Origin of the sequence: Marinobacter sp. EN3 (genome assembly GCF_000475315.1) — a bacterium.
GTDB lineage: Bacteria > Pseudomonadota > Gammaproteobacteria > Pseudomonadales > Oleiphilaceae > Marinobacter > Marinobacter nauticus.
Genome location: NZ_AXCC01000030.1, coordinates 129,722 through 156,331, shown reverse-complemented (window position 1 = coordinate 156,331; position 26,610 = coordinate 129,722). Strand labels below are relative to the sequence as shown.

18 protein-coding genes are annotated in these 26,610 nt (G+C 56.1%); 10 read left to right on the top strand and 8 right to left on the bottom strand.

What is annotated here, in order from left to right:
• The first annotated feature begins 5 nt into the window (after positions 1 to 5).
• On the top strand, positions 6 to 1,391 hold the full coding sequence (locus Q675_RS30980; protein ID WP_011785804.1) for a PhoH family protein: 1,386 nt from the start codon (positions 6 to 8) through the stop codon (positions 1,389 to 1,391).
• Positions 1,392 to 1,394: 3 nt separating this feature from the next.
• Here the strand turns inward: Q675_RS30980 and Q675_RS30975 are convergent, their stop codons facing one another.
• Entirely contained in the window at positions 1,395 to 2,402 is a 1,008-nt protein-coding gene (locus tag Q675_RS30975) for an AraC family transcriptional regulator (protein WP_011785805.1), read from the bottom strand.
• 90 nt (positions 2,403 to 2,492) lie between these two features.
• Between Q675_RS30975 and Q675_RS30970 the strand changes: the two genes are divergently transcribed.
• Genes Q675_RS30970 through Q675_RS30960 form a run of 3 tightly spaced genes read left to right on the top strand, consistent with a single transcriptional unit; the run spans position 2,493 to position 6,953 of the window.
• Positions 2,493 to 4,106 (top strand): FAD-binding dehydrogenase, encoded by a 1,614-nt coding sequence (locus Q675_RS30970; protein WP_023011498.1) that lies wholly within the window; start codon positions 2,493 to 2,495, stop codon positions 4,104 to 4,106.
• A 4-nt stretch (positions 4,107 to 4,110) separates the two neighbouring features.
• Positions 4,111 to 5,298 (top strand): L-lactate dehydrogenase, encoded by a 1,188-nt coding sequence (locus tag Q675_RS30965; protein ID WP_023011497.1) that lies wholly within the window; start codon positions 4,111 to 4,113, stop codon positions 5,296 to 5,298.
• Positions 5,295 to 6,953: an acetolactate synthase large subunit gene (locus Q675_RS30960; protein ID WP_023011496.1), complete on the top strand. Its 1,659-nt coding sequence runs from the start codon at positions 5,295 to 5,297 to the stop codon at positions 6,951 to 6,953. The genes Q675_RS30965 and Q675_RS30960 overlap by 4 nt, the downstream gene beginning before the upstream one ends.
• Before the next feature lie 69 nt (positions 6,954 to 7,022).
• On the opposite strand, the gene Q675_RS30955 is transcribed toward Q675_RS30960, so the two are convergent.
• From Q675_RS30955 to Q675_RS30935, 5 genes are all read right to left on the bottom strand, one after another.
• Complete coding sequence (locus tag Q675_RS30955; protein WP_014420716.1) at positions 7,023 to 8,717, bottom strand: methyl-accepting chemotaxis protein; 1,695 nt, start codon at positions 8,715 to 8,717, stop codon at positions 7,023 to 7,025.
• 148 nt (positions 8,718 to 8,865) lie between these two features.
• Positions 8,866 to 10,218, bottom strand: a complete 1,353-nt coding sequence (locus Q675_RS30950) for a sigma-54-dependent transcriptional regulator (protein ID WP_011785810.1) — start codon at positions 10,216 to 10,218, stop codon at positions 8,866 to 8,868.
• A complete protein-coding gene (locus Q675_RS30945; protein ID WP_023011495.1) occupies positions 10,215 to 12,029 on the bottom strand; it encodes a sensor histidine kinase in 1,815 nt (604 codons plus the stop codon). The genes Q675_RS30950 and Q675_RS30945 overlap by 4 nt, the downstream gene beginning before the upstream one ends.
• A 107-nt stretch (positions 12,030 to 12,136) precedes the next feature.
• Entirely contained in the window at positions 12,137 to 14,332 is a 2,196-nt protein-coding gene (locus tag Q675_RS30940; protein WP_023011494.1) for a TRAP transporter permease, read from the bottom strand.
• Between the two features lie 84 nt (positions 14,333 to 14,416).
• Positions 14,417 to 15,394 carry a TAXI family TRAP transporter solute-binding subunit gene (locus Q675_RS30935; protein ID WP_022991005.1) on the bottom strand — a complete coding sequence of 326 codons (978 nt, stop codon included), beginning with the start codon at positions 15,392 to 15,394 and terminating at the stop codon, positions 14,417 to 14,419.
• Positions 15,395 to 15,616: 222 nt separating this feature from the next.
• Between Q675_RS30935 and Q675_RS30930 the strand changes: the two genes are divergently transcribed.
• From Q675_RS30930 to Q675_RS30905, 6 genes are all read left to right on the top strand, one after another.
• The gene (locus tag Q675_RS30930) at positions 15,617 to 16,657 is read left to right on the top strand and encodes a threonine aldolase family protein (protein WP_023011493.1); all 1,041 of its coding nucleotides are present in this window, start codon (positions 15,617 to 15,619) and stop codon (positions 16,655 to 16,657) included.
• Between the two features lie 338 nt (positions 16,658 to 16,995).
• Positions 16,996 to 18,552, top strand: coding sequence for a type I restriction-modification system subunit M (locus tag Q675_RS30925; protein ID WP_023011492.1), 1,557 nt, complete (start codon positions 16,996 to 16,998; stop codon positions 18,550 to 18,552).
• A gap of 2 nt (positions 18,553 to 18,554) precedes the next feature.
• On the top strand, positions 18,555 to 19,772 hold the full coding sequence (locus Q675_RS30920; RefSeq protein ID WP_023011491.1) for a restriction endonuclease subunit S: 1,218 nt from the start codon (positions 18,555 to 18,557) through the stop codon (positions 19,770 to 19,772).
• A gap of 1 nt (position 19,773) precedes the next feature.
• Positions 19,774 to 20,925 (top strand): AAA family ATPase, encoded by a 1,152-nt coding sequence (locus Q675_RS30915; RefSeq protein WP_023011490.1) that lies wholly within the window; start codon positions 19,774 to 19,776, stop codon positions 20,923 to 20,925.
• Positions 20,926 to 20,959: 34 nt separating this feature from the next.
• Positions 20,960 to 21,997, top strand: a complete 1,038-nt coding sequence (locus tag Q675_RS30910) for a virulence RhuM family protein (RefSeq protein ID WP_023011489.1) — start codon at positions 20,960 to 20,962, stop codon at positions 21,995 to 21,997.
• Positions 21,994 to 25,092, top strand: a complete 3,099-nt coding sequence (locus tag Q675_RS30905; RefSeq protein WP_023011488.1) for a type I restriction endonuclease subunit R — start codon at positions 21,994 to 21,996, stop codon at positions 25,090 to 25,092. The genes Q675_RS30910 and Q675_RS30905 overlap by 4 nt, the downstream gene beginning before the upstream one ends.
• Positions 25,093 to 25,095: 3 nt before the next feature.
• Here Q675_RS30905 and Q675_RS30900 read toward each other — a convergent pair whose 3' ends face one another.
• Together Q675_RS30900 and Q675_RS30895 are read right to left on the bottom strand one after the other, a co-directional pair.
• The gene (locus Q675_RS30900) at positions 25,096 to 25,521 is read right to left on the bottom strand and encodes a secondary thiamine-phosphate synthase enzyme YjbQ (protein ID WP_023011487.1); all 426 of its coding nucleotides are present in this window, start codon (positions 25,519 to 25,521) and stop codon (positions 25,096 to 25,098) included.
• 18 nt (positions 25,522 to 25,539) lie between these two features.
• Positions 25,540 to 26,607, bottom strand: coding sequence for a succinylglutamate desuccinylase/aspartoacylase family protein (locus Q675_RS30895; protein WP_023011486.1), 1,068 nt, complete (start codon positions 26,605 to 26,607; stop codon positions 25,540 to 25,542).
• Between the last annotated feature and the right edge of the window lie 3 nt (positions 26,608 to 26,610).

Here is a 26,610-nt window from a genome sequence, read left to right as displayed (position 1 = left end):
CCCCTATGCCAAGAGCACCGCAAGCTCGCCGGAAAATGTATGTCCTCGACACCAACGTCCTGATTCACGACCCGAATGCCCTCCTGAACTTTGAAGAACATGATGTCATCATTCCGATGACCGTCCTCGAAGAGCTCGACAGCCTGAAATCCGGCAAACAGACGGTTGCTGCCGACTGCCGCCAGGCCATTCGTAACATCGACAAACTGCTGGGTGATGCCAGCCCCAAGGACATCGAGAAAGGCGTGCCGATTCTGCGCGGCAAGAAAGCGGACCCACTGGGCACCCTCTCAATCATCATGAGCACCGAAGGTGCCGGCAATCATTCCCTGCCGGAGCACCTGAACGACAACAAGATCATCAACACCCTCGCCGCCCTGCAGGCACGCCACAAGTCACGGGATATCATCCTGGTCAGTAAAGACATCAACATGCGGTTAAAGGCCCGCGGCTTTGGTGTCGAAGCCCAGGACTATCACAACGACCAGTTGCTGGACGACATTGACCTGCTGCCCAAAGGCTACAAGGAGTTCCCCAACTCATTCTGGGACGGTATCGCCAAGGTGGAAACCATCCAGCGGGAGGGGGTGACCGAGCACCTGCTCAAACGCGAAGGGGAACTGGCGAAACTGAACATCAACGAGTTCGTGATTGACGAGCAGGGCTTCATCGGCAAGGTAGTTGATATCTCCGAGGACCAACTGGTGCTCAAGGATCTGCACCAGCATGACCTGATGAATGAAGAAGTCTGGGGCCTGGTGCCCAGGGATATCTATCAGGCCATGGCCCTGAACCTGTTACTGGACCCCGACATCCACCTGGTGAACCTGACCGGCTCGGCGGGTTCCGGTAAAACCATTCTGGCCCTGGCCGCCTGTATTGAAATGACCGTGGCCAGCAAACTCTACAAACGCATCATCGCGACCCGCTCTACCCAGGGCCTGGATGAGGATATCGGTTTCCTGCCCGGTACCGAAGCCGAGAAAATGGAACCCTGGCTGGGTGCGATCGTGGACAACCTGGAAGCTTTGCACGAAGACGATGAGAACATGACCGCCAGCGTCGACTACATCCTCAGCAAAGTGCCTCTGCACTTCAAATCCATGAACTACATCCGGGGCCGCAGCTTCCAGCACAGCCTCATCATCATCGATGAATCACAGAACCTGACCCCGCACCAGATCAAGACCATCATCACCCGGGCCGGTAACGGCTCCAAGGTGATCTGCCTGGGCAACCTGGCGCAGATAGACACCCCCTATCTGAGCCCCCTGAGTTCCGGCCTGACCTACATGACTGAGCGCTTCAAGGGCTTCCGCCACGGCGGTCACATCCATCTGCAAGGCGTGCCCCGTTCGGTACTGGCAGAGTTTGCCGAAGCCAATCTGTAGGTTTCAGTGCGCCCCCTGTTTGCGCCAGCGAGCCGGGGGCATGCCAGTCCAGCGATGGAATGCCCGGTAAAAGGTACTGGCCTCTGCAAACCCGAGCGACAACGCGATCTCCGCCAGTGACAACCCCGATTCCCGCACCGCCGCCAGGGCAAGCTCCCGGCGCACCTCGTCCAGCAAGCTGTTGAACGTATAGCCCTGCGCCTCCAGCCGACGGGCCAGCGTGCGTTCACTAAGGCCCAACATCCTGGCCGCTTCTGCCCGTCGTGGAAGGTTTGGCCCCATCCGGGCGACCAGCCATTGTCGCAGATCCTCTGCCGACACAGCGCCCTTTTCCAGCGCCGCCAGCCGCCCTGCATTGTACTGTTCATGTACACGGGCAAGGGCCGGATCTGCCTGTGGTAAAGGCCTGTCCAGCACCTCATTACCCACCAGCAAACCACTGAACGCCTGCTCGAACTCCACCGGGCAACCAAACACCTCCCGGTACCCTGAGAGTGGCCCCAGACGAGCCTGACTGAATTGCACTCGCACAGGCCCAACCGCAGAACCGGCAATCCAGTCGGTCAGGCTGACCACGGCCGACAGCACGGCTTCAATCTGATGCGGACTGAACGCCAGACGCCCCTGCCGGGGGTGGTAGACAATCCAGGTGCCCCTGCTACCCGGTATCATCTGGAAGCGACCGCCATCAGAGATCAGCCGCTGGTATTTCTGGACCAGGGTGATGGCTTCGCGCAGCGTGGCGGCGCTCTGCATGGCGAAACTGACCGCATCAATACTGGCCGGCCGCACCCCGGCGCCAACTTTCAGACCAAACCCGGGATCCCGCGTGCACTGCTCCGCGGCGTGCCAGAGACGGGTAATGAAGTCGATGGGCCATCGTTCGAGAGACAGGGCCCCGGCCGGCAGACCAGCGGTTTCCAGCAACAGGTTCTCAGGAACGCCCAGATTCTTCGCGGCATCGATCACGGTATTGACCCAGCCCATCGATACGGTGGCTTCTAACGTCAATTATTATGGCCTCTGAAGTCAATTCAGAACCGATCATAGCGTTATATGGTCTGTAACAACAAAATCAAAAATACAATCCGGAAACGCACCATGGTGAAACCTGTTAGCTCAGACCTTTTGATTGCCGGCGGCGGACTGGCGGGCATTGTCACCGCCCTGGAAGCGCTGCGGGCTGGCAAGTCCGTAACCATTGTTGATCGTGACAGCCCCGAACGCTTCGGAGGTCTGGCGCTGTGGGCCTTTGGCGGCATGATGCTGATTGACACGCCGCTGCAGCGGCGCATGAGAATCGCCGATTCGCCGGAACTGGCGCTGAACGACTGGCTGCGTTTCGGCGAACTGGACCCAAACGATGAGTGGCCTGTGCAGTGGGCCCGCTATTACGTTGAGCATTCCCGTACCGAGGTGCACGACTGGCTCGCAAACGAGGGCATCAAATTCATGCCGGCGGTGAACTGGGTGGAGCGAGGCCGGTTTGGCGATGGCAACAGCGTGCCCCGGTACCACATCACCTGGGGCACCTCCCGGGAACTGGTGCGCTGCATGGTCAATGCCCTGCACGAAGCCAACACCAGTGGCAGACTGGCCATTCATCACCGGCACCGAATGACCGCACTCGACCATCAGGCCGGTGAGGTCTGCGGCGCCGTTGCCATCAACGAGGAAACCGGCGAAGAAGTGCGGTTTGAGGCTCCGAACGTGGTGCTGGCTATGGGCGGTATCAACGGCAGCCACGCCGAGTGCCGGGCCAACTGGCCCAGACATCGGCCGCAACCGGCCACCATGCTTAACGGTGCCCACCCGTTTGCCGATGGCAAACTGCATCACTGGGCCAAAGACCACCTGGGCGCACGCATCACTCACGCCGGCGAAATGTGGAACTATGCCGCGGGCTTTCCCCACCCCTATCCGCATTTCCCGGGCCACGGCCTGTCTACCATACCGTGTAAATCCGCACTCTGGTTGAACCACCGGGGCGAACGTATCGGGCCGGAGCCCCTGGTGACCGGCTTTGATACTCACTGGCTGTGCCAACGGGTAGCCGATCAGGAAAAACCCTGGACCTGGCACCTGCTGAACCGGCGCATCGCTCTGAAAGAATTTGCCATCTCCGGCGCTGAACACAACGCCCGCATCCGGGACAAACAATTCCCGCTGTTCCTGAAAGAACTGCTGCTGGGCAACAAACCGCTGGTGAATCAGATGCAGAACGAAAGCCGTCACTTCCTGGTGGATGACACCCTGGAAGGGCTGGCGAAGAAAATGAACGCCCTGACCTGCTCTCTGGACATTGACGCCGCCACCCTGCAGGCCACTGCCGATGCTTTCGATGCCAATTTCAGCAAGGGCGATCAACTGAACAACGATGCCCAAATCCGCATGATCCGCCACGCCCGCCAGTGGGGCCCGGACCGGCTGCGCACCTGCAAACCGGCACCTCTTCAGAAACCAGGCGCCGGGCCGTTTATCGCCATTCACATGCAACTGACTACCCGCAAGAGCCTGGGTGGCCTACGCACCGACCTGCAAAGCCGGGTAATGGATGCCAGCGGGCAACCCATCCGCGGCCTGTACTGTGTCGGCGAAGCGGCCGGTTTTGGCGGCGGTGGAAGCAATGGCAAACGGTCACTCGAAGGCACCTTCCTGCCCGGTTGCATTCTGACGGCGCGGGCTGCCGCCCGCTCCATCACCAAGGGAAACTGAGACCATGCCCCTGAGTTATCCGGCCACCGCCGCCGATTACCAGCAACTCGCCCGCCGTAAACTGCCCCGGTTTCTGGCAGATTACCTGGACGGCGGCGCTACCGAAGAACACACCCTGCGGGCCAATGTCCGCGGCTGGCAGGATATCGCCCTGCGCCAGCGTGTGTTGATTGATGTCGACAACGTGGACACCCGCACCGAGCTGGCCGGGCAATCCTGCAGCATGCCTGTCGCCCTGGCGCCTCTGGGGCTGGCCGGCATGATGGCACAACGGGGAGAAGCCCAGGCTGTGAAGGCAGCCAACTCCGCCGAGGTGCCTTTCACCCTCTCCACCGTTGGCATATGCCCGTTGGCAGAAGTGAAAGCAGCCGCCACGGCGCCCTTCTGGTTCCAGTTGTACATGATTCGTGACCGGGACTACGTAGACACCCTGCTGAAAAAAGCCTGGGATGCCGGCTGCCAGACGCTGATATTTACCATCGACCTGCCCCTGCCCGGCCCCCGGCATCGGGATACCCGCAACGGCCTGAACAGCGCCGGCGCCCGTTCCGTTGCGCTCAAAGCGCAGCAACTGCTATCCAGGCCCGGGTGGCTATGGCAGGTAGCGATAAAAGGTAAACCCCTCACCTTCGGCAATCTGAGCGACGCGGTGCCAGAGGCCAGTAACCTGGATTCCTTCAAGCAATGGGTCGATACCCAGTTCGACGCTTCCGTCACCTGGCAGGCCATCGAATGGCTGCGGGAACGCTGGCCCGGCAAGCTGATCCTGAAAGGCATTCTGGAAGTGGACGATGCCAAAGCAGCCGTCAACGTAGGCGCCGATGGCATCGTGGTCTCCAACCACGGCGGTCGTCAGTTGGATGGTGTGGCCGCCACCGCCCGCAAACTCCCGGATATCGTGGCCGCCGTCGGCAACGACACCGAGATCCTGGTGGATGGCGGCATCCGCAACGGCGTAGACGTTTTCCGCGCCCTCGCCCTGGGGGCCAACGGCGTGATGATTGGTCGCCCCTGGGCGTGGGCCCTGGCGGCAGAAGGTCAGGCCGGATTAACCCGACTCCTGAACACCTGGCAACAGGAACTGAAACTGGCCATGACCCTGACCGGCGTCACCAGAATTGCCGATATCAACGAAACTCATCTCGACCGGACCAATACAAACGAATTGACCCAAGCTGGAGAACAACAATGACCAACGGCGCTCAGGCACTCATGAAAACCCTGGTGGATTCGGGTGTTGAAGTCTGTTTTACCAACCCGGGCACCAGCGAAATGCATTTTGTCGCCGCCCTGGACAGCGAACCCGGAATGCGGGCGGTACTGGCCCTGTTTGAAGGCGTCGTCACCGGTGCCGCCGACGGCTACGCCCGGATGGCGGACAAACCCGCTGCTACCCTGCTGCACTTGGGCTGTGGCCTGGGTAATGGCCTGGCCAATCTGCACAATGCACGCAAGGGTAAGGTACCGGTGGTCAACATTGTTGGCGACCATGCCACCTACCATGTGAAATACGACGCCCAGTTGCAGTCTGACATCGAAACGGTCGCTCGCAACATCTCCCCCAGTTTTGTGCGCACGTCACAAAGCACAGAAGCCCTTTGCCAGGATGCCGCCGAAGCCATCACCGCCGCCCGGGGCCTGCCCGGCCAGGTAGCCACTCTGATTCTGCCGGCGGACGTGTCCTGGGGCAACGGCGGTACCCCCTGTGCCGCACCGACACAGCCAAAAGCGCCGGCCGCCGATGACGATGCCATCCGGGCCGCCGCCGAAGCCATTGGCAGCGGCAAGAAAACCGCCCTGCTGTTAGGTGGCCGCGCTCTGAGAGAGCCCGCCCTGCTGGAAGCAGCCCGCATTGCCGCCCACAACGGTGTCACCCTGTTTGCTGAAACCTTCCCGACCCGCATTGAACGGGGCGCCGGCCTGCCGCCGGTGGAGCGAATTGCCTACCTGGCAGAACTCGCTACCCTGCAGCTCTCCGAGTTCGACCATCTGATTCTGGTGGATGCCAAGGCCCCGGTCTCCTTCTTCGCCTATCCGGGCAAACAAAGCTACCTGGTGCCAGACAACTGCACGGCTCACACCCTGAGCACGCCGGAGCAGGATGCCACCGCCAGCCTGAAAAAGCTGGCCGATACTCTCGGTGCCAGCAATGCCCAACCCAAGCTGCAGGCGCCCGGCCGCCCCGGCCTGCCCAAAGGTAAACTCACCGCCGAAAAGGTTTGCCGGGCGGTGGGCGAACTGATGCCCGAGAACAGCATTATCGTGGATGAAGCCATCACCTCCGGCCTGATGCTGAACGCCATGACCGCAGGCTCGCCACGGCACGACCTGATCACCCTCACCGGCGGGGCCATCGGGCAAGGCATGCCCAACGCCATCGGCGCAGCCATCGCCTGTCCGGATCGCCAGGTTTACGCACTGATCGGTGACGGCACCGCCATGTACACCAACCAGGCCCTGTGGACCATGGCGCGGGAAAACCTGAACGTGACCACCATTATCTTCAACAACGCCTCCTACTCGATCCTGAACGTAGAACTGGAACGGGTTGGCGCCGAAGAAGCCGGAGCCAAGGCAAAATCCCAACTGGACATCAGTGGCCCGGTCACCAACTACGCGTTACTGGCCCAGAGCATGGGCGTGCACGGCACCCGGGTAACCACCGCGGAAGAGCTGATCAAAGCCATGGAATACGCCAAACACAACCCCGGCCCGCACCTGATTGAGGCGGTGGTGCCGGAATCCCTGAATGGCGTGAAAAGAAAGGTGCTGCCCTGGCTGCTGAAATCACTGCCGAGCCTGCCAAGGCCGCTGACCAAAGTCCTGAAAAAGAAAATCGCGCCCTGATCCGGACAAAAAAGGCGCAGATCACTTTCATGACTGCGCCTTTTCCTTTGACCACATGTCTAATTCTGCTCAGACCCGGTAGCGGCTGACCTCGTCGGTCAGCTCACCGGCCAATGCCTTGAGGCGCTGGGTCGCTTCGCCGGCGCGACGGGTACCCTGGGCAGTCTGCTCTGAGATTGCCACGATTTCGTGGACATTCTGGTTGATGGTTTCCGACACGCTGGTCTGCTCTTCCGCGGCACTGGCAATCTGCGTGTTCATATCGGTAATCGTGTTCACGGCCTGGGAAATACGCTGCAGCGCTTCGTTCACCTGGCGGGTTTCCTCCACGGTTTCCTCGCTGCGCTGGCTGATGGCGCCGATCAGCATTACCGCCTGCTGGGCACCTTTCTGCAGCCGCTCGATGGTCGCCTGGATCTCCTGAGTGCTCTTCTGGGTCCTGCTTGCCAGCGTACGTACCTCGTCGGCAACCACGGCAAAGCCACGGCCGGCTTCTCCGGCGCGAGCCGCCTCGATGGCAGCATTCAGGGCTAACAGGTTGGTCTGGTCGGCAATCTCCCGAATAACCTCCAGCACGCTGTCGATCTGGCGGGAGTCGGTGCCCAGTTTTTCTATGACCTGAACACCCTCTTCCACCTGTTTGGAGAGCCCGCCAATCACCTCGATGGCCTGGTAGACCAGCCCCTGGGCATCGGTTACCTGAGCGGTAGCGTGTCCAGCCGAATCCGACGCTTCACTGGCATTACCGGCCACTTCCTGGGCTGCGGCGGTCATCTCGTTCATGGCGGTGGCTACCTGATCACTTTCCGATTTCTGGCGCTCAACGCCCTGCTCGGCTTCCACCATGACCTCGTTCAACTCGCCGGTGGTAACATTCAATGTCTCGGCCGACTGGCGGACCTGGCGGACCAGCCCATGCACCTGATCCGCAAAGCTGTTGAACGCCGTGGCCAACTGGGACAGCTCATCCCTGCCCGAGACGTCAAGCCGACGGGTAAGATCCCCGTCGCCACTGGCAATGCCATTCATCGCCGTCACCGCCGACTTCAACGGACTGATAATGCCGCGAACCACGACAAGGGCAAGGAAGACAATAATGGCCAGGGCGATCAGGGAGGTGGTCACCGAGCCAATGATCGCCTCACCCAGGGAATCGCCCACCCGCTGTTCCATGGAAGCAACCTGAGATTCCAGGCCGTCAATCCAGAATCCGGTGCCGATCATCACGCCCCATTTCGGCAGCATTTCGGCATAGCCTAACTTGGGGGCTACGTTACCGGTTTCCGGGTGTTTCCAGCCATAGGGTACATAGCCGCCACCATTGCGCGCAGCCTCGATCAGTTCGCGAATCAGGTAGGTGCCGTTCGGGTCCTGAAAGCCCCAGAGGTTACGGCCTTCCAGGGCGGAATTGACACCATGCATCACCGAAACACCTTCCGTGGTATAGGCGAACAGATAGCCCTCACTGCCGGAGTCGTCAAAACGCAGTTGCCGCAAGATGTCCCAGGCCTGCTGCTGGACCTCAGGATCATTGGCCGAGCCCGGCTGCTCATAAAGGTGCTGGATGGACGTTTTTGCCAGCTCCAGATAGTTGCGCAGCTCCTGGCGCTTGCTGGCCTCCATGTCTTCCGAGAAGCTTGCAACCGCCTGCTCTCCGATCGAGCGGGCCTGATTCAGGTTGTAAGTGGTCAGCAATGCAGTCAGAACAATAACCGGCACCAGTGCCAGCAACAGCACCCTCGCCTGGATGGTCAGATTCTTCATGTGGTGTGTTTTCCGTGGTTGGAATGACTGTCGGAGAAGTCCGCTAAAAAAAGATTAGCAATCCTACAGAAAAACACACGACAGATTTATCGAGGAAACCTCGTAGTTTGTAAAACCAGTGCAACCAGGGCGTTATCTTTTGTAACGGTCAGTCCTTGAACTCGGCTTTGTCCAGCCCGTGTTTCTTCATTTTGTCATACAGCGTCTTGCGGGCAATCCCGAGCTGAACCATGGTGTCCTTGATGCTACCGTGGCAGGCGTTCAGAGCACTGACAATAGCCGAGCGTTCAAAGCCATCCATCATTTCCGACAACGTCTGCCGGCTGGCAATGTTCGGTCCGCTGGCGGAATCCCCTTCGGCCAGGGCTGCCGGGCCCAGCAAGACATATCGCTCAGCCAGGTTACGCAGTTCCCGAACGTTGCCGGGCCAGGAATGCTGCATCAGCCGGGCAGCCTGACGTGCGTCCAAAGGCACACTCTCGCGGTCATAGCGAGCGGCAGCAATCAGCACAAAGTGATGGAACAGTTTGGGGATGTCTTCCTTTCGCTCCCGCAACGGCGGAATATCCACTTTCACCACATTCAGTCGGTAATAAAGGTCGGACCGGAATTCTCCCTTGTCACTCAGTTCCTTCAGATCGGATTTGGTGGCGGCGATAATACGTACGTCCACGTCAACGACCTGGTTGCTGCCAAGCCGCTCAACCCGTTGCTCCTCAAGAACCCGGAGCAGTTTTATCTGCAACGGCATGGGCATACTTTCCAGCTCATCCAGGAACAGGGTTCCCCGATGAGCGTGTTCTATCTTGCCAACACGTCGTTTGTCAGCACCTGTGAAGGCACCGGCCTCGTGCCCGAACAGCTCGCTTTCGATCAGATTCTCGGGTACAGCGCCGCAATTGATCGCAACAAAATTGTGGCTGCTGCGTGGACTGTTTTCATGGATATATCTGGCCAGCGCGTCCTTACCGGACCCCGTCTCACCATGAAGGAGCACGTTTGCGGAGATATCCAATACCGGATCAATGGTCGCCATCACCCGTTGCATAGCCGGCGAATCGCCCAGCATCCGGGGGCCGGGGCGGGCAAGGTGTCGGAGCTGAGCTTTCAGCCGCCGGTTCTCAAGCGCCAGATGCCGTTTCTCAAGGGCATGCCGCAGAAGTTCAATCAACTCCTCGTGATCAAACGGTTTCTCGATGAAATCGTAGGCACCCTGCTGCATGGCCGATACCGCCGTGCTGATATCGCCCTGACCAGTCAGCAGAATGACCGGAATATCTTCATCAATCTGCCGGATGCGCTGCAACACATCCAGGCCGTCCATGCCCGGCATGTTGTAATCACACAGGACGATGCCCTCGAAATCCGGATGAACCTCCTGCAAGGCTGACGCACCATCCGCAAAACAGGCCACCGGGATATCCTCCAGCTCCAGGGTCTGTTCCATCAGTGGCCGGATATCCGGGTCGTCATCGACAAAAATGACTGAAGCGGTTGTCATTCCTCTGCCCTACGCTGTTTCAATTTGAGAACGAACTCGGCACCCGGACCATCGTCACGATTGTGGCCGACCAGGTTTCCGCCCAGAGCTTCAACGATCTGACGGGAAATGGAAAGCCCCAGGCCCAACCCCTGTTTGACAGAGCGGGTGGTAAAAAACGGTTCGAACACCTTCTCTGTGTTACCGGGAAGGCCATGCCCATTGTCTCGAACCCGGCAACGCCAGTTCCCCTCTTCGTCATCAATCATGATCTCGATCAACGGCTCGTCACGGCCTTCAACCGCCTGAACCGCGTTCGCCACCAGATTGACCATCACCTGCTCGATCCGGATCAGATCCCCGTGGCACATGACCGGCTGCTCCGGACGATGCCAATCGATGCCAATGCCGCTACTGCTGTGCTGGGCACGAATAATCTTGAGGGCTCCATCCACCGCCAATCTGAGATCAACCACCGACGGGGGGCCCTCGGATTTTCTCGCGAACACCTTAAACTGTCGGATGAGCTCCGCCATCTTGTCGCACAGGGCGACAATTTCCCCCAGGTTGGCATCCACCATATCGGTGGCCCCCCGCTCCAGAAACTTCCGACTGTTGCGGGCATAACCCTGGATAGCGGTCAGGGGCTGATTGATCTCGTGGTTCAGACCCGCCGACATTTGCCCGAGCACCGCGAGCTTGGCAGCCTGGATGAGCTCTTGCTGGGTTTCACGCAACTCCGTCTGGGCTCTCTCCCGCTCCTGTATCTCTTCCAGCAGTTGGTCATTGGAACGTTTAAGATCGGCTGTCCGCTGAGCAACGCGACGCTCCAACTGCTCTCCCCTCAAGGCCAGTTCACGTTCCCGCCGGTATCGTTCGCGGAGATACAACCAGGTAAGGAACCCGGCCAGGAACAAGGCCAGCCCGCTGACCAGGAAACCGGCGCGGGTCCAGAGTACTGATCGCGTCTCGGTCAGTACCATCAGGCTCCAGTCCAGCCTGGGCAGGTCCACCTCGACGGTCAGGTACGTGCCGACACTGTTGCTGTCCCGTAACTGAATCCGTGTGGAATAATCCGCCAGCCCCCACGGCTTGCCAGTGACCGAGAAGTCAACAGGCGCTAAATCCCGCTCGGGGTAACGCTGCCGCACGCGGGCGGTTTTTTCGGCCTTGTCACCTGGCCGAAAGTCCCGATACAACCACTGGCTGCGACTGGACAGAAAACTGATGCCGTCGCCGTCCAGCACCACCATTTGCGCCTGCTGGGTCGATTCTGGCCGGTGCCACTGCGACTCCAGCTCATGGACCAATATCTTGATGGCTACGACCCCGAGCATTTTGCCCCGCTGATCGCGCACCGGATGAGTGAAGTACAGACCACGCTCCAGGGACCGTAAACCCAAGGCGAAATAGGCCACTGAATCTCCGGTTTGCACGGCTTCAGAAAAGTAGGGGCGAAACGCGTAATTATTGCCAACGAAGGTGTCCGGCTGGCCGAAATTGTTGGCCGCAATCGTCAAACCAGACAAATCCATCAGGTAGATATCTGAGCCGCCGACAATGGTGGCCATTCTTTGCATCTGCTCGTTGGCGCGAAGCAGGGTCACGGCATCATTCGGTTGCTTGAGCGCGTCGGCTAACAGGGGGTGTTCGGCGATAAGAGCCGGTACCGGCAGATACCGGTTCAGCTCATTCGCAACCAGTTGTCGGTACCGGAAAGCCTCTTGCAGGGCCTCCTGCTCCAGCTGGCGATAACCGTACCAACCGCCCAGAAGCCAGGACAGCAGCATGATGACAACCAGAATCACAACGACGCTGAAGCGCTGGAGCATGGAATTCAGTTCCGAAACATCAAAGAGGGGCTTCGGCCAAGCCTAGCGCCCCCGGACCGGCAGGACAACCCGCTCAGCGGCAGGTTGTCCTCCGGGTACTGGCCAGATCAGGCTGCGGCCAGAGCCGGCGCACGCTTGCGCTGGATGAGCATGGCGATTACCGCCAGCGCGATACCGGCCAGATCCGTCCACAAACCACCCTCGATGGTCAGCAGGGCTGCGGCCACCAGTAACAACCGTACCAGAACCGGGGCGGACGACCGTGCGAACCAGCCCAGCACACCGGCAGACAGCAGGTACACGCCAAAGGTAGCGGTAATCAGCGCCCGTCCGATTTCGAACCACCCTCCTTCCATCAACAGCGCACTGTTGTAGAAGAACATGAAGGGCACGATGAACGCCGCAATGCCGATACGGAACGACGCCACCGATGTCGACATGGCGTTGGCACCGGAAATACCCGCCGCCGCATAGGACGCCAGTGCCACAGGCGGCGTGATGGCCGAGACCACGGCAAAGTAGAATACAAAGAAGTGCGCCGTCAGCGGCTCAATCCCCAACTGCACCAGGCCCGGAGCCACGACCGAAGCTGCAACGGCATAAGCTGCGGTGGTCGGCATGCCCATGCCCAGCAGAATGGAAATAAACATGGCAAACACCAGAGCCAGCAGATGACTGTGGGCCGCCACATCCAGCAACAGCACTGAGAACCGAGCGCCAACGCCGGTGAGTGAGATCACACCCACAATGACACCGGCGGCCGCACAGACCACGATGATCTGAATCGACATATAGGCCGCTATCTCAAACGCATGCAGAATCTGCCGCAGGCCCATCTTGTTGGGGGAAATCCAGCTGACCACCGCCGCGGAAATCGTGGCCAGAGTACCGGCACGAATCACCGAGTAGCCCTGGAACAACGCCACGATCAGAATGATGATGGGCACAAACAGGTATACCTGGCGCAGCATCAGGCGCAAATTGGGCAGCTCGTCTTCGCGCATGCCGCGCATCCCCAGCTTCTTGGCCTCGAAATCGACCATGAAGTAGACCGAGGCAAAGTACAGAATCGCCGGAATAATCGCCGCAATGGCAATTTCGGTATAGGGAATACCGGTAATCTCCGCCATGATGAAGGCGCCCGCACCCATGATCGGCGGCATGATCTGCCCGCCCGTAGACGCTGCTGCTTCAACCGCGCCGGCGGATTCCTTGCTGTAGCCAACCCGCTTCATCAAGGGGATGGTCAGGGAACCGGTGGATACCACGTTCCCGGCACTGGTGCCGTTAATCATACCCATCAGGCCAGAGGCGAAAATGGAGACTTTGGCGGGACCACCCCGGGACCGGCCAGCCGCCGCAAAAGCGAAATTCACAAAGTAGTCACCTACCTTCGACGCCTGCAAAAACGCGGCAAAGATAATGAACAGGATAATGTAGGTCGAAGACACCGCCGTGGTCGGCCCGAGAATACCCGCATCGGTATAGACCTGGCTGAAGAAGCGCTGCACCGACAGCCCGGGATACCCCAGAAAGCCCGGAAGGTAGGGGCCGGCGAAGACGTAGGCCAGAAAGACCAGTGCAATCACCACCAGAGCCATACCGGCTACCCGGCGGGTAAGCTCCATAATCAGCGCGGTACCGGCCACAGCGGCAAAAGAAATACCCACGGGGGCGAACGCGGTGCCGGTGGTCATCCGCATGGAGGTGTTGAACACCACCAGCAGGTAGGCAGCAGCCGCCACAGAGCAGATGATGAGAACCAGATCCGGCACGCTGAACCGGGCACGATCGCGCTGGTGGAACCAGCTCATGACAATACCCACACCGGAAGCCGCCAGCAGCGGCCAGCCAAAATGCCAGGTTTCCAGCTCGGCGGGAATCCGCAGGGTACCACCCAGAATCATCTGGTGAAAGGCGTAAGTCTGGTACAGCGCATAGAGCGCTGGAATCAGTGCGACTGCTGCAAACCAGGTGGTCCAGCGATGCCGCGCAGCACCTTCTTCACTGGAAACGAAGCGGGCACCGGCAAACAGGATAAAGCCCAACACCAGGGCACCGGCCACGTGCACAATACGGAACGACCAGGTTTCCATGGGCGACACGTTCAGGGTGTAGAGGTGAAACGCCGAATAGGCAATGGCCAGCAACACCACGAACTTCAGCAAAATACCGGTGTACAGGCGACGGTTCGCCTCTACCGGTTCTTCATCCACATTGTGGGCCAATACATGGTCTTCATTGACCGTCAGGTTTTCTGCCAGCTGCGTTTCGCCGCCGGCATGGGATTGTTCTTTGGTCATGATAAGTCCTGCCTGTCTGAGAGGCGGTGAATCGGTATCGACCGGATGCCGAAGGGTCGTCAGGCGACCCTTCGGCCTGGTTCATTACTGCTTGATGGCCGCGTCTTCGATGGGATAGCCGTTCTCGTTGAACCAGCGTGCTGCACCCGGATGCCAGGGCAGTACCTTGTTCTTGGTGTAGTTCTCGGGAACGGAGTGGCGCGCTGCCTTGTGGATCGACACCATCTTGTCGTTGTTCTCCATGGTCAGCTTGGTGATTTCATACACAAAGCTTTCCGGCATATCGCAGTTCACCATGGCGAAGTTCCACATGGAGACCACTCGGGATGGAGCGTCCAGGGACTGGTAGGTGCTGGCCGGAATGACGAACTCCGACACCGGGAAGTTATCGACGATCTTCTTGGCTTCATCATCGTTCATGCCGATCACGTTAACGTCGGTCTGGACTTCCAGCTGGCTGACCGCCGGAATGGGAATACCGGCCGCAAAGGCCACCACATCAATCAGACCATCCTGAAGCTGGCCACCGAGGTCTGACCAGCTGCCGTTACGACGCTCGAACTTGACGCCCAGCGTTTCCATCATGCGCGGGAAGTAGGTATCCGAGGTGGAGCCGGCCGGCCCGAAACCAATGGTGGCACCGTCCGGAATCTCGGAGATGCTGGTAATACCGGAGCTGGAAAGCGTGGCAATGGAGAACGGGGTTTCATACATCGGGAACATGGCACACACGTTGTCCATCTTCATGCCCGGGGCCAGCGGGCTCTCGCCTTCCATGGACTCACGGGCCGGGCCCATGGTGGTCAGGCCAAACTTCAGGTCTCCGGTGTGAACCAGCGCCATGTTCTGAACCGGGCCGCCGGTGATTTCAGCACCACCAGACACCCCCAGATTCTCCGCCACAAAGTTCGCCCAGCCGGAGCCATAGGCAAAGTAGGTGCCGCCCTGGCTTGCCGTGCCAACGGTAAAGCTCTCGGGCCAGCCGGCACGATCCTGGGCAATCACAGGGCCAGCAACAACGGAGGAGGCGATCGCAGCCGCCAGAATGGTTTGAAGTTTCATAAGAAATGCTCCCGATTCATCTTGTTGGTTGGGTGCTGATGAGGCCTGCCCGGCCTCGCTGGGGGAGCTATCAGCAAGGGCCAGGCCAGTTAGTAAAAATACTTACAAAACAATAAATTGATTTCTTATTAGACAAATAGACGAAGAACATTGGGTGGCTAACCACCCACAGCAAAGCTAATAATGGGTGGATATTCACCCATGATATTTTCGGGAGAACCAATGTCAGACTCGGAGCAATTCGCCAGCGATAATTACAGCGGTATCTGCCCCCAGGCCTGGAACGCCATGGAACAGGCCAACCAGAAGGACGAACCTGCCTACGGCGAAGACACCTGGACAGCCAAAGCGGCAGACCAACTACGCGAAGTATTTGATACCGACTGCGACGTTTACTTCGTGTTCAATGGCACAGCCGCAAACTCCCTCGCTCTGGCGTCCATCGGGCAATCCTTCCACAGCGTGATCTGCCACGAACTGGCCCACATTGAGACCGATGAATGCGGCGGCCCCGAATACGCCTCCAACGGGGCAAAACTGTTGCTGGGTACAGGTGCCAACGGCAAGCTGACCCCGGAAAGCGTGGAACACCTTGTCACCAAACGCAGCGATATTCACTATCCCAAACCCAAGGCACTGAGCATCACCCAGGCGACAGAAGTGGGTACCCTTTACTCCCCAGAGGAACTCCGTGCGTTGCGCGCAGTGGCCGACCGCCATAGCCTGAACATTCATATGGATGGCGCACGCTTTGCCAACGCGGTAGCGGCGCTGGACGTGCACCCTTCTGAAATCACCTGGAAAGCGGGTGTCGACGTGCTCTGTTTCTCCGGCACCAAGAATGGCCTGGCCCTGGGTGAAACGGTCATTTTCTTCAACCGTAAACTTGCCGAAGACTTTGAATGGCGCTGTAAACAGGCGGGGCAACTCGCCTCGAAGATGCGCTATATCTCAGCCCCCTGGTGCGGTCTGCTCACTGACGATACCTGGCTGAAAAATGCCAGACACGCCAATGCCTGTGCCGAACGGCTGGAGCACGGATTGCGCGGTATTGACGGCGTATCCCTGCGTTACCCCAGGCAGGCCAATGGTGTGTTTGTGGATTTACCGGAAACTACCCAGGCTGCGCTAAGAGCGAAAGGGTGGAAGTTCTACAACTTTATTGGCGGCTGTTCCCGGCTGATGTGCTCCTGGTCGACCTCGGAGGAGCAGGTAGATCGGTTTTTGCGGGATGTTCGGGAGTTTGCGGGGGTACCTGGGTAGAAGCGACAAGGCGCATACTATGTGAGCTGTTTGGCAAAGGTCAGCCTGTTCTAGGCTAAACGTAGTCCGTACCCAGCCCTCCCCACAATACAGCTTTCTTGCCGTTCAAGGCCTTGCTCCCTCTGCAGCGAAGCTAGGTGTATCAGCGCCATCCTTCACCAAGGATGTATCAAAGCACTCGGAAACTGATCACAAAGTCGGCACCCCCTCATGCTCCACAATACTCAAGCCTTTCCTGGGCAACGAACGATGAGTTTCATGCACCTTATCTCGTATACTACCCACCTCAAATTTGAGCCGACGGCGACTTACTAACCGGATTTAAACAGGAAAACTGAATGACAAGCACCCAACAACGCGCAGCCCTGCAACGCCAGATATGGGCGATCGCTAACGACGTACGTGGTTCTGTCGACGGCTGGGACTTCAAGCAGTATGTGCTGGGCACCCTGTTTTACCGCTTTATCAGCGAGAATTTTGCCAGTTATATCGAGGCCGATGACGACAGCATCAACTACGCAGAGCTGCCCGACAGCGTCATCACCCCAGACATCAAAGACGATGCCATCAAAACCAAGGGGTACTTCATTTACCCCAGCCAGCTGTTCGTCAATATTGCCAAGGGTGCCAACAACAACGAAAGCCTGAATACCGACCTCGCGGCTATCTTTGCTGCCATCGAAGCCTCCGCTAACGGCTACCCATCGGAGGGCGACATCAAGGGTCTTTTTGCCGATTTTGACACCACCAGCAACCGACTCGGCAACACTGTTAAGGAAAAGAACTACCGCTTGGCGGCTGTGCTCAAAGGTGTAGCCGGCCTGGATTTTGGGAATTTTGACAGTGCCCATATCGATTTGTTTGGCGATGCCTACGAATTCCTGATTTCCAACTACGCAGCCAATGCAGGCAAGTCTGGTGGCGAGTTCTTTACCCCGCAGCATGTATCAAAACTGATTGCCCAGCTCGCCATGCACAAGCAAACCAGCGTGAACAAGATTTACGACCCCGCGTGCGGGTCCGGCTCGCTGCTGCTGCAAGCAAAGAAGCATTTCGATGCGCATATTATTGAAGAGGGCTTCTTCGGCCAGGAGATTAACCACACCACCTATAACCTGGCCCGCATGAACATGTTTTTGCATAACATCAACTATGACAAGTTCAACGTGCAGCTGGGTAACACCCTGACCGATCCACATTTTGGCGATGAAAAACCCTTTGACGCCATCGTCTCCAATCCGCCCTATTCGGTGAAATGGATCGGCAGCGACGACCCTACCCTAATTAACGATGACCGCTTTGCCCCGGCCGGGGTGCTGGCCCCTAAATCCAAAGCCGACTTTGCCTTTGTTCTGCACGCGCTCAGCTATCTATCGGCCAAAGGCCGCGCAGCCATCGTCTGCTTCCCTGGCATTTTCTACCGGGGCGGTGCCGAAAAGAAAATCCGCCAGTATCTGGTAGACAACAACTACGTAGAATCGGTGATCTCACTCGCCCCCAACCTGTTTTATGGCACCACCATCGCGGTCACCATCCTGGTGTTGTCCAAACACAAAACTGACACAACCACCCAGTTCATTGATGCCAGCGGCGAGGCGTATTTCAAAAAAGAAACCAATACCAACCTCCTGACCGATCAGCATGTTGAAGACATCATGCGCGCGTTCGACCGCAAGGAAAACATTGAGCATTTTGCGCGCTCCGTGCCGTTTGAAGAGATCGCCGCCAATGACTACAACTTGTCAGTCACCAGCTACGTAGAAGCCAAAGACACCCGCGAGCAGATCGACATTACCCAGCTCAATGCTCAGCTAAAAACCACAGTGGCCAGAATCGACCAACTGCGCACCGAGATTGATGCCATTGTGGCGGAGATTGAAGGTGAGGAGCTGTAGGCATGAGCAATGTGAGATTTATGGACAAGCTGGACGATAGCGTTCATATGGACTGGGTATCCCTTGGTGCTGTAGCAGATATTGGCACCGGAAGCTCAAATCGCCAAGATAAGAGTGAAAATGGAATCTATCCATTCTATGTTCGTTCAAAGAACGTATTAAAGTCAGATACCTTTCAGTTTGATGAAGTGGCTATAGTCGTACCCGGCGAAGGCGGAATTGGTGAGATATTCCACTACGTGGAAGGGAAATATGCCCTACATCAGAGAGCATATAGAATTCGCGTTATATCAGGCATATTGAACACAAAGTTTCTCTATCACTTCATGTCATCAAATTTTAAGAAATACATTCTGGCAAAAAGTGTTGGAGCAACTGCAACCTCTATAAGGAAGCCCATGCTTGAGGGATTCCAGATTCCCATCCCATGTCCGGAAAATCCGAAAAAATCCCTTGAGATCCAGGCGGAAATCGTCCGAATTCTTGACGCATTTACCTCCCTTACCGCCGAGCTTACCGCCGAGCTTACCGCAAGAAAAAAGCAATACAACTACTATCGCGACAAGTTGTTGAGTTTCGAAGATGGAGAAGTAGCGTGGAAGCCGCTCGGAGAGATTGGAGAATTTATTCGGGGTAAACGCTTTACCAAAGCTGATTATGTAGATGACGGTATCAGCGCTATCCATTACGGTGAGATTTACACCCGGTACGGAGCATTCACGACTAGGGCACACTCCCAGGTCCGAAGTGATATGGCGAAGACACTTCGTTATGCGCTGCCTGGTGACGTGGTAATAACGGATGTGGGAGAGACCGTAGAGGACGTTGGTAAAGCCGTGGCATGGCTAGGCGATGGAAAAGTCGCTATTCACGACCACTGCTATGCTTTCCGGCATACAATGAACCCGAAGTACGTTTCTTACTGCATGCAAACCGCATCGTTTATTGCTGAGAAGGCGAAGCATGTGGCCAGAACCAAGGTCAATACACTGTTAATGACCGGCTTTTCGAAGGTTTCGATCCCTATCCCCTATCCGGATGATCTCGAGAAGTCACTTGACGAACAGGCTCGTATTGTATCGATTCTGGACAAATTCAACGCCCTTACCGACTCGATTTCCGAAGGCTTACCCCGAGAGATCGAGCTGCGGCAAAAGCAATATGAATACTATCGGGATCTTCTGCTGAGCTTCTCAAAACCGGAAGAGGTCGCGGCTTGATATGAGCAAGACCCTAACGGAAATAGCCCAACAGCTCAGAGGCGCCAATAAAAGGGTGCAGTTGATTTATGCCTTTAATGGCTCGGGGAAAACCCGCCTATCCCGGGAATTCAAACAACTGATTGCGCCAAAGAATGATGATGAAGATGTCACCAATAGTGAAGGTGAAAGTGCATTCTCAAGAAACAAAATCCTCTACTACAATGCGTTCACCGAGGACTTGTTCTATTGGGATAACGATCTGGACTCAGATGCAGAACCTAAGCTGAAAATTCAACCCAACTCTTTTACCGACTGGGTTTTGAAGGATCAGGGGCAGGATCTCAATATCGTCACAAACTTCCAACGTTATGCTAATCAGAAACTCACCCCGCATTTTAGCGCAGATTTTACAGAGGTGACTTTTTCACTTGAGCGTGGCGATAACGAACATTCCGGCAACCTGAAAATCTCCAAAGGTGAAGAGAGCAACTTTATCTGGAGCATTTTTTACACCCTGTTGGATCAGGTTATTACAATCCTCAACGTTGCTGAGCCCACTGAGCGTGAGACAAATCAGTTTGACCAGTTGGAATATGTCTTTATTGATGACCCAGTCAGCTCACTGGATGAAAATCATCTGATTGAGTTGGCCGTCAACTTGGCGGGCTTGATCAAATCCAGTCAGTCTGGGCTGAAGTTTATTATCACAACTCACAGCCCTCTTTTTTATAACGTGCTCCACAATGAACTTGGTTTGAACAAAAATGGTAAAAAAGAAGGCTGCTACCTGCTGGAACGTTTTGAGAATGGCAGCTACCTTCTGAACACCAAATATGGGGATTCCAACAAGAGCTTTTCCTACCATCTATATCTAAAACAGGTCCTTGAGCAGGCAGTCGCGGAAAACCAGGTACAAAGGTACCATTTTACGCTCTTACGTAACCTGTACGAGAAAACGGCGAGCTTTCTCGGTTATCCGAGATGGTCTGAACTCTTACCGGGTGACCAGCAGGCGTATTTGAACCGCATCATCCAGTTCTCCAGTCATTCAACCTTGTCAAATGACACGGTCACCGAGCCAACAGAGCCCGAGAAGCAGACTGTTAAGTTACTGCTTAATCACTTGAAGAATGAATATGGCTTTTGGAAGCAGGTCGAAGCCAATGACTGAACTCACTGACATTAAAGCATAAGGAAGGAACCCTGTGCCCAATCTAAGTCTGGAAGATCAAACCACAGAATTTCTGCTCTACACCGCACCCAACGGCAAGATAAAGGTAGAGGTGGTGCTCAGCAATGAGACCATCTGGCTGACTCAGGAAAGAATGGCGGAGCTGTTTGGTGTGCAGCGCCCGGCAATTACCAAGCACCTGAAGAACATTTTTGAAAGCGGAGAGTTAGAGGAATCAGTGGTATGTTCCATTTTGGAACATACCACTGAACACGGCGCTGTGGCCGGGAAAACCCAGACGAATAGGGTCAAATACTACAACCTGGATGCCGTGATTTCGGTTGGCTACCGGGTCAACTCGGCACAGGCCACACAGTTCCGTATCTGGGCGACGCAGCTGATCAAAGAGTACATCATCAAGGGCTTTGCCATGGATGATGAGCGCCTGAAAAATGGCCGCTACTTCGGTAAAGATTACTTCCGCGAATTACTGGAGCGGGTGCGCTCCATTCGAGCCAGTGAGCGGCGCATCTACCAGCAGATTACCGATATTTTTGCTGAATGCAGCATTGATTACGACCCCAGATCGAAAACCACCCAGTTGTTCTACGCCCACGTTCAGGACAAGTTCCATTACGCCATTACTGGCCACACCGCTGCAGAAATCATTTCACTCAAAGCCGATGCCAGTAAGCCTTTGATGGGCATGAGCACTTACAAAAACGCACCGGCTGGCCGGGTATTAAAGTCAGATTCTGTGGTCGCGAAGAATTATTTGAGCGAAACCGAAATCAAACAACTCGAACGGGCAGTCTCGGCTTTTTTCGACTATATCGAAGGCATCATCGAGCGGCGCAACAGTTTCACGATGGAAAGCTTTGCTGAAAGCGTCAACAAATTTCTTGCCTTCAATGAGTACCGGATTCTGGAAGGCTATGGCAACGTTAGCCGAAAGCAGGCCGAGCAAAAAGCTTATGCCGAATACGACAAGTTCAACAAGCAGCAACATATCGAATCAGACTTCGATCGCGAAGTGAAAAAGCTGCTTCAAAGAAAGGACGCGGATACGTGATTGACTACAAGGCCATTGCCGAAACCAATCAATTTATCGTTCTGGATAGATATACCAAGTGCGTTCAGCTCAGTGAAACCTATCAAAGTGAATACGACCTGGAACGGGAATTTATAGCCGACCTTGAAAACCAGGGGTATGAATATCTGCCAGACCTCAACTCCCCGGATGCACTGCTGGCCAATGTGCGCCAGCAACTGCAAACCCTGAACAAACTGCAGTTTTCCGAGAGCGAATGGCAGCGCTTTGTGGAAACTTTTCTTGACCGGCCCAGTGAAACCGTCATCGATAAAACCCGCAAAGTTCACGATGACTATATTCACGACTTTGTATTCGATGATGGCCGCATCCAGAACATTTACCTACTGGATAAAAAGAACGTTACCCGCAACAAGCTACAGGTCATCAAGCAATTTGAGCAAACTGGGAGCCATGCCAATCGCTATGATGTCACCATTCTGGTCAATGGATTGCCCATGGTGCAGGTGGAACTGAAACGGCGCGGTGTAGCCATTCGCGAGGCCTTTAACCAGGTGCACCGCTACAGCAAAGAGAGTTTTAACAGCGAGCATTCCCTGTTCAAGTTTCTCCAGCTATTTGTGATTTCCAATGGAACTGATACACGCTACTTTGCCAACACCACTCAGCGGGACAAGAACAACTTTGACTTCACCATGCATTGGGCAAAGGCCGACAACAGCCTGATCAAAGATTTGAAAGATTTCACCACCACCTTCTTTCAGAGAAACACTCTGCTGGAGGTGCTGTTGAAATACTCGGTGTTTGATGTCAGCAACACCCTTCTGGTAATGCGCCCGTACCAGATTGCCGCGACCGAACGCATCCTGTGGAAGATCAAAAGTTCCCATGCGAGCAAGAACTGGAGCAAGCCGGAAAGCGGCGGCTATGTCTGGCACACCACAGGCTCCGGCAAGACGTTGACCAGCTTCAAAGCAGCAAGGCTGGCCACCGAGCTGGACGTTATCGACAAGGTATTCTTTGTTGTGGACCGTAAAGACCTGGACTACCAGACCATGAAGGAGTACCAGCGGTTCTCCCCCGATAGCGTCAACGGCTCGGACAGCACCGCAGGGCTGAAGCGCAATCTAGACAAAGAAGATAACAAGATCGTCGTCACCACCATTCAAAAGCTCAATAACCTGATGAAGAGCGAAAACGACCTGCCAATATACACCAGGCAAGTCGTTTTTATTTTTGACGAATGCCACCGCAGCCAGTTTGGTGAAGCACAGAAAAACCTTAAGAAGAAGTTCAAGCGGTTCTATCAGTTCGGCTTTACCGGTACCCCCATTTTCCCCCAGAACGCTCTCGGTGCAGAAACCACCGCCAGCGTGTTTGGTCGTGAATTGCACTCCTATGTGATCACCGACGCCATTCGCGATGAAAAGGTGCTCAAGTTCAAGGTGGACTACAACGATGTGCGCCCCCAGTTCAAAGTCATTGAAACCGAGCAGGACGAAACAAAACTGACGGCAGCGGAAAATCGGCAGGCCTTGCTGCACCCCGAACGTATCCGGGAAGTGTCGCAGTACATTCTGAATCACTATCGACAGAAGACTCATCGCCTGCAACCGGGCGCCATGGGCTTTAATGCCATGTTTGCCGTCAGCAGCGTGGACGCCGCAAAGCTCTATTATGAATCTCTGAACCAACTTCAAGCCGAGAATGATAAACCGCTCAGGATTGCCACCATTTTTTCCTTTGCCGCCAACGAGGAACAGGATGCCATTGGCGATATTGCTGACGAGAGTTTTGAAGTCTCGGCTATGAACAGTAGCGCCAAGGAGTTTTTAAACGCCGCGATTGCCGACTACAACGCTTTATTCAAAACCAGCTTCAGTGTCGACAGCAACGGCTTCCAGAACTACTACCGCGATTTGGCCAAGCGCGTGAAATCCAGAGACATCGACCTGTTAATTGTAGTGGGCATGTTCCTGACCGGCTTTGATGCGCCAGTGCTCAACACCTTGTTCGTGGATAAGAACCTGCGCTACCATGGCCTGATCCAGGCCTTTTCGCGCACCAACCGGATTTATGACGCCACCAAAACCTTTGGCAATATCGTAACCTTCCGTGATCTGGAGAAGGCGACCATTGACGCCATCACCCTGTTTGGCGACAAGAACACCAAGAACGTAGTACTGGAGAAAAGCTACAAGGAATACATGGAAGGCTTCACCGATCTCGTTACCGGCGAAGCACGACGTGGCTTCATGACGGTGGTAGCAGAATTGGAACAGCGCTTTCCCGCCCCGGATGAGATTGTTAAAGAAAAGGACAGGAAGGCGTTTGCCAAGCTGTTCGGCGAGTACCTGCGCGTTGAAAACATACTGCAGAATTTCGATGAATTTGCCAGCCTGAAAGCCCTGCAAACGATTGATACTAGTGACCCTGCGGAAGTGGAAGCATTCAAGGCGAAACATTACCTGAGCGATGAAGATCTCGCCGTTTTGAAGAGCATACGATTACCCTCTGAGCGCAAGATTCAGGATTACCGCTCCACCTACAACGACATACGCGACTGGATTCGCCGAGAAAAGGCCGGCAACGATAACAACCAGTCCAGCATCGACTGGGATGATGTGGTCTTCGAGGTAGACCTGCTCAAGTCACAGGAAATCAATCTGGACTACATTCTGGAGCTGATCTTTGAGCACAACAAGAAAACCAAAAGCAAGTCAGACCTGATTGATGAAGTCCGCCGCCTGATTCGGGCCAGCCTGGGTAATAGAGCCAAGGAGAGTTTGGTGGTCGACTTTATTAACCAGGCAGATCTTGATGATATTCCTGACAAGGCCAGTGTCATTGACGCGTTCTTCACCTATGCAAGAGCTGAGCAACAGCGAGAAGCGCAGGCACTGATTACGGCCGAAAAGCTTAACGCGGAAGCGGCCAGGCGCTACATCGCCACGTCTTTGAAACGAGAGCATGCCAGCGACAATGGTACGGAGCTCAATAACATTCTGCCGAAAATGAGTCCGTTGAATCCGCAATACCTCACCAAGAAACAAAGCGTTTTTGAAAAAGTTTCGGCGTTTGTAGAGAAGTTCAAAGGCGTAGGCGGGCAGATCTAGAGCTCACCAACGCCCCTGCAAAGTCGCCACAATCTTACGACCACCGGCATGATTCCGGTGTTCGCAAAGGTAAATCCCCTGCCAGGTACCGAGTGCCAGATGGCCGTGGCTGATGGGAATGGTCAGCGACGGCCCGATGATCACGCTTTTTATGTGGGAGGTGGTGTCATCCGGGCCTTCCAGGGTGTGCTCGTAATAATCGGCGTGCTCCGGCACCATCACATTGAAGTGACGCTCCAGATCGCCACGCACGTCCGGGTCGGCGTTTTCATTGATGGCCAGGGAAGCGGAGGTGTGCTGAATGAACAGGTGCAGCAACCCCACCTCGCAGTTGGTCAGCTCCGGCGCCTGGACCAGGATCTCGTTGGTGACGAGATTGAAGCCCCGTGGCAACGGTGCTAACTCAATGATGTTCTGGTGCCAGATCATAGGTACTCCAACGTTCGGTTATTTCTGAAGTTCGTCCCAGGGGTGTACCGGCACCACGGCTTCCTCCGACACTTCGTTCTCGAAGGAACTGCGGAAGTAGTCCATGGCCTTTTCGGCCTCACCCAACTCATCAAACCGCGCCACGTGGTAGATCGCTTCGCCCTCATTCACCAAGGGCAGATTGTTCACGCAGATGACAATCCCGGAACAGGGCGAGGTGATGGCCACTTCAGTCTCGCCAAACGGATCGGCCACCATGGCCAGTCGTTGTCCCTTGCGAACCTTCTGGCCCAGCCGGGCCACCGGGCGCATGATGCCGTCGATATCTGCCCGAACCCACTGGGAATTGGCCGCTGTTTCCGAGCGCTTTTTCGGCGCCTTGGGGCCTTTCTTGGCGGGCACCATTTCCAGTTCCCGCATTACCCGGATCACACCTTTAACACCGCTGGCGATAACCACTTCATCAAAACGCAGGGCTTCCCCGCCTTCAAAGGTGATCACCGGAATATCCAGCGAATCGGCATAGGCCCGCAGACTGCCTTCGCGCAGACCGGCATTGATGATGATAGGCGCACCAAAGGCTTCAGCCATGCGGGAAGTTTCCGGATTTTTCAGCTCGGCGCGGATCTGCGGCAGATTGAACCGGTGAATGGCGCCGGTATGCAGATCGATAATGTGGGTGACGCTTTCCATGATCTGGGTGCGCAACAGATAGGCAATACGCCCACCCAGAGAACCACTCTCTGAGCCCGGGAAACACCGGTTCAGATCCCGCCGGTCCGGCAGGTAGCGCGTACGCTGCACGAACCCGAAGATATTGACAATCGGGACCGCCACCAGGGTGCCCCTCAGGTGCCGCAACGCGGAGTTCTTCAATACACGGCGGACGATTTCAACACCGTTGATCTCATCGCCGTGGATGGCGCCACAGACCATCAATACCGGGCCATCCCGGCGGCCGTGTACCACTTCCACCGGAATATGCAGCGGGGTATGGGTGTAGAGTTTTGCCACCGGGACTTCCACGGTCTCCCGGGTACCGGCTTTCACCTCTACGCCGGCAATCTCAAACGGAGCTCTGGCCATGCC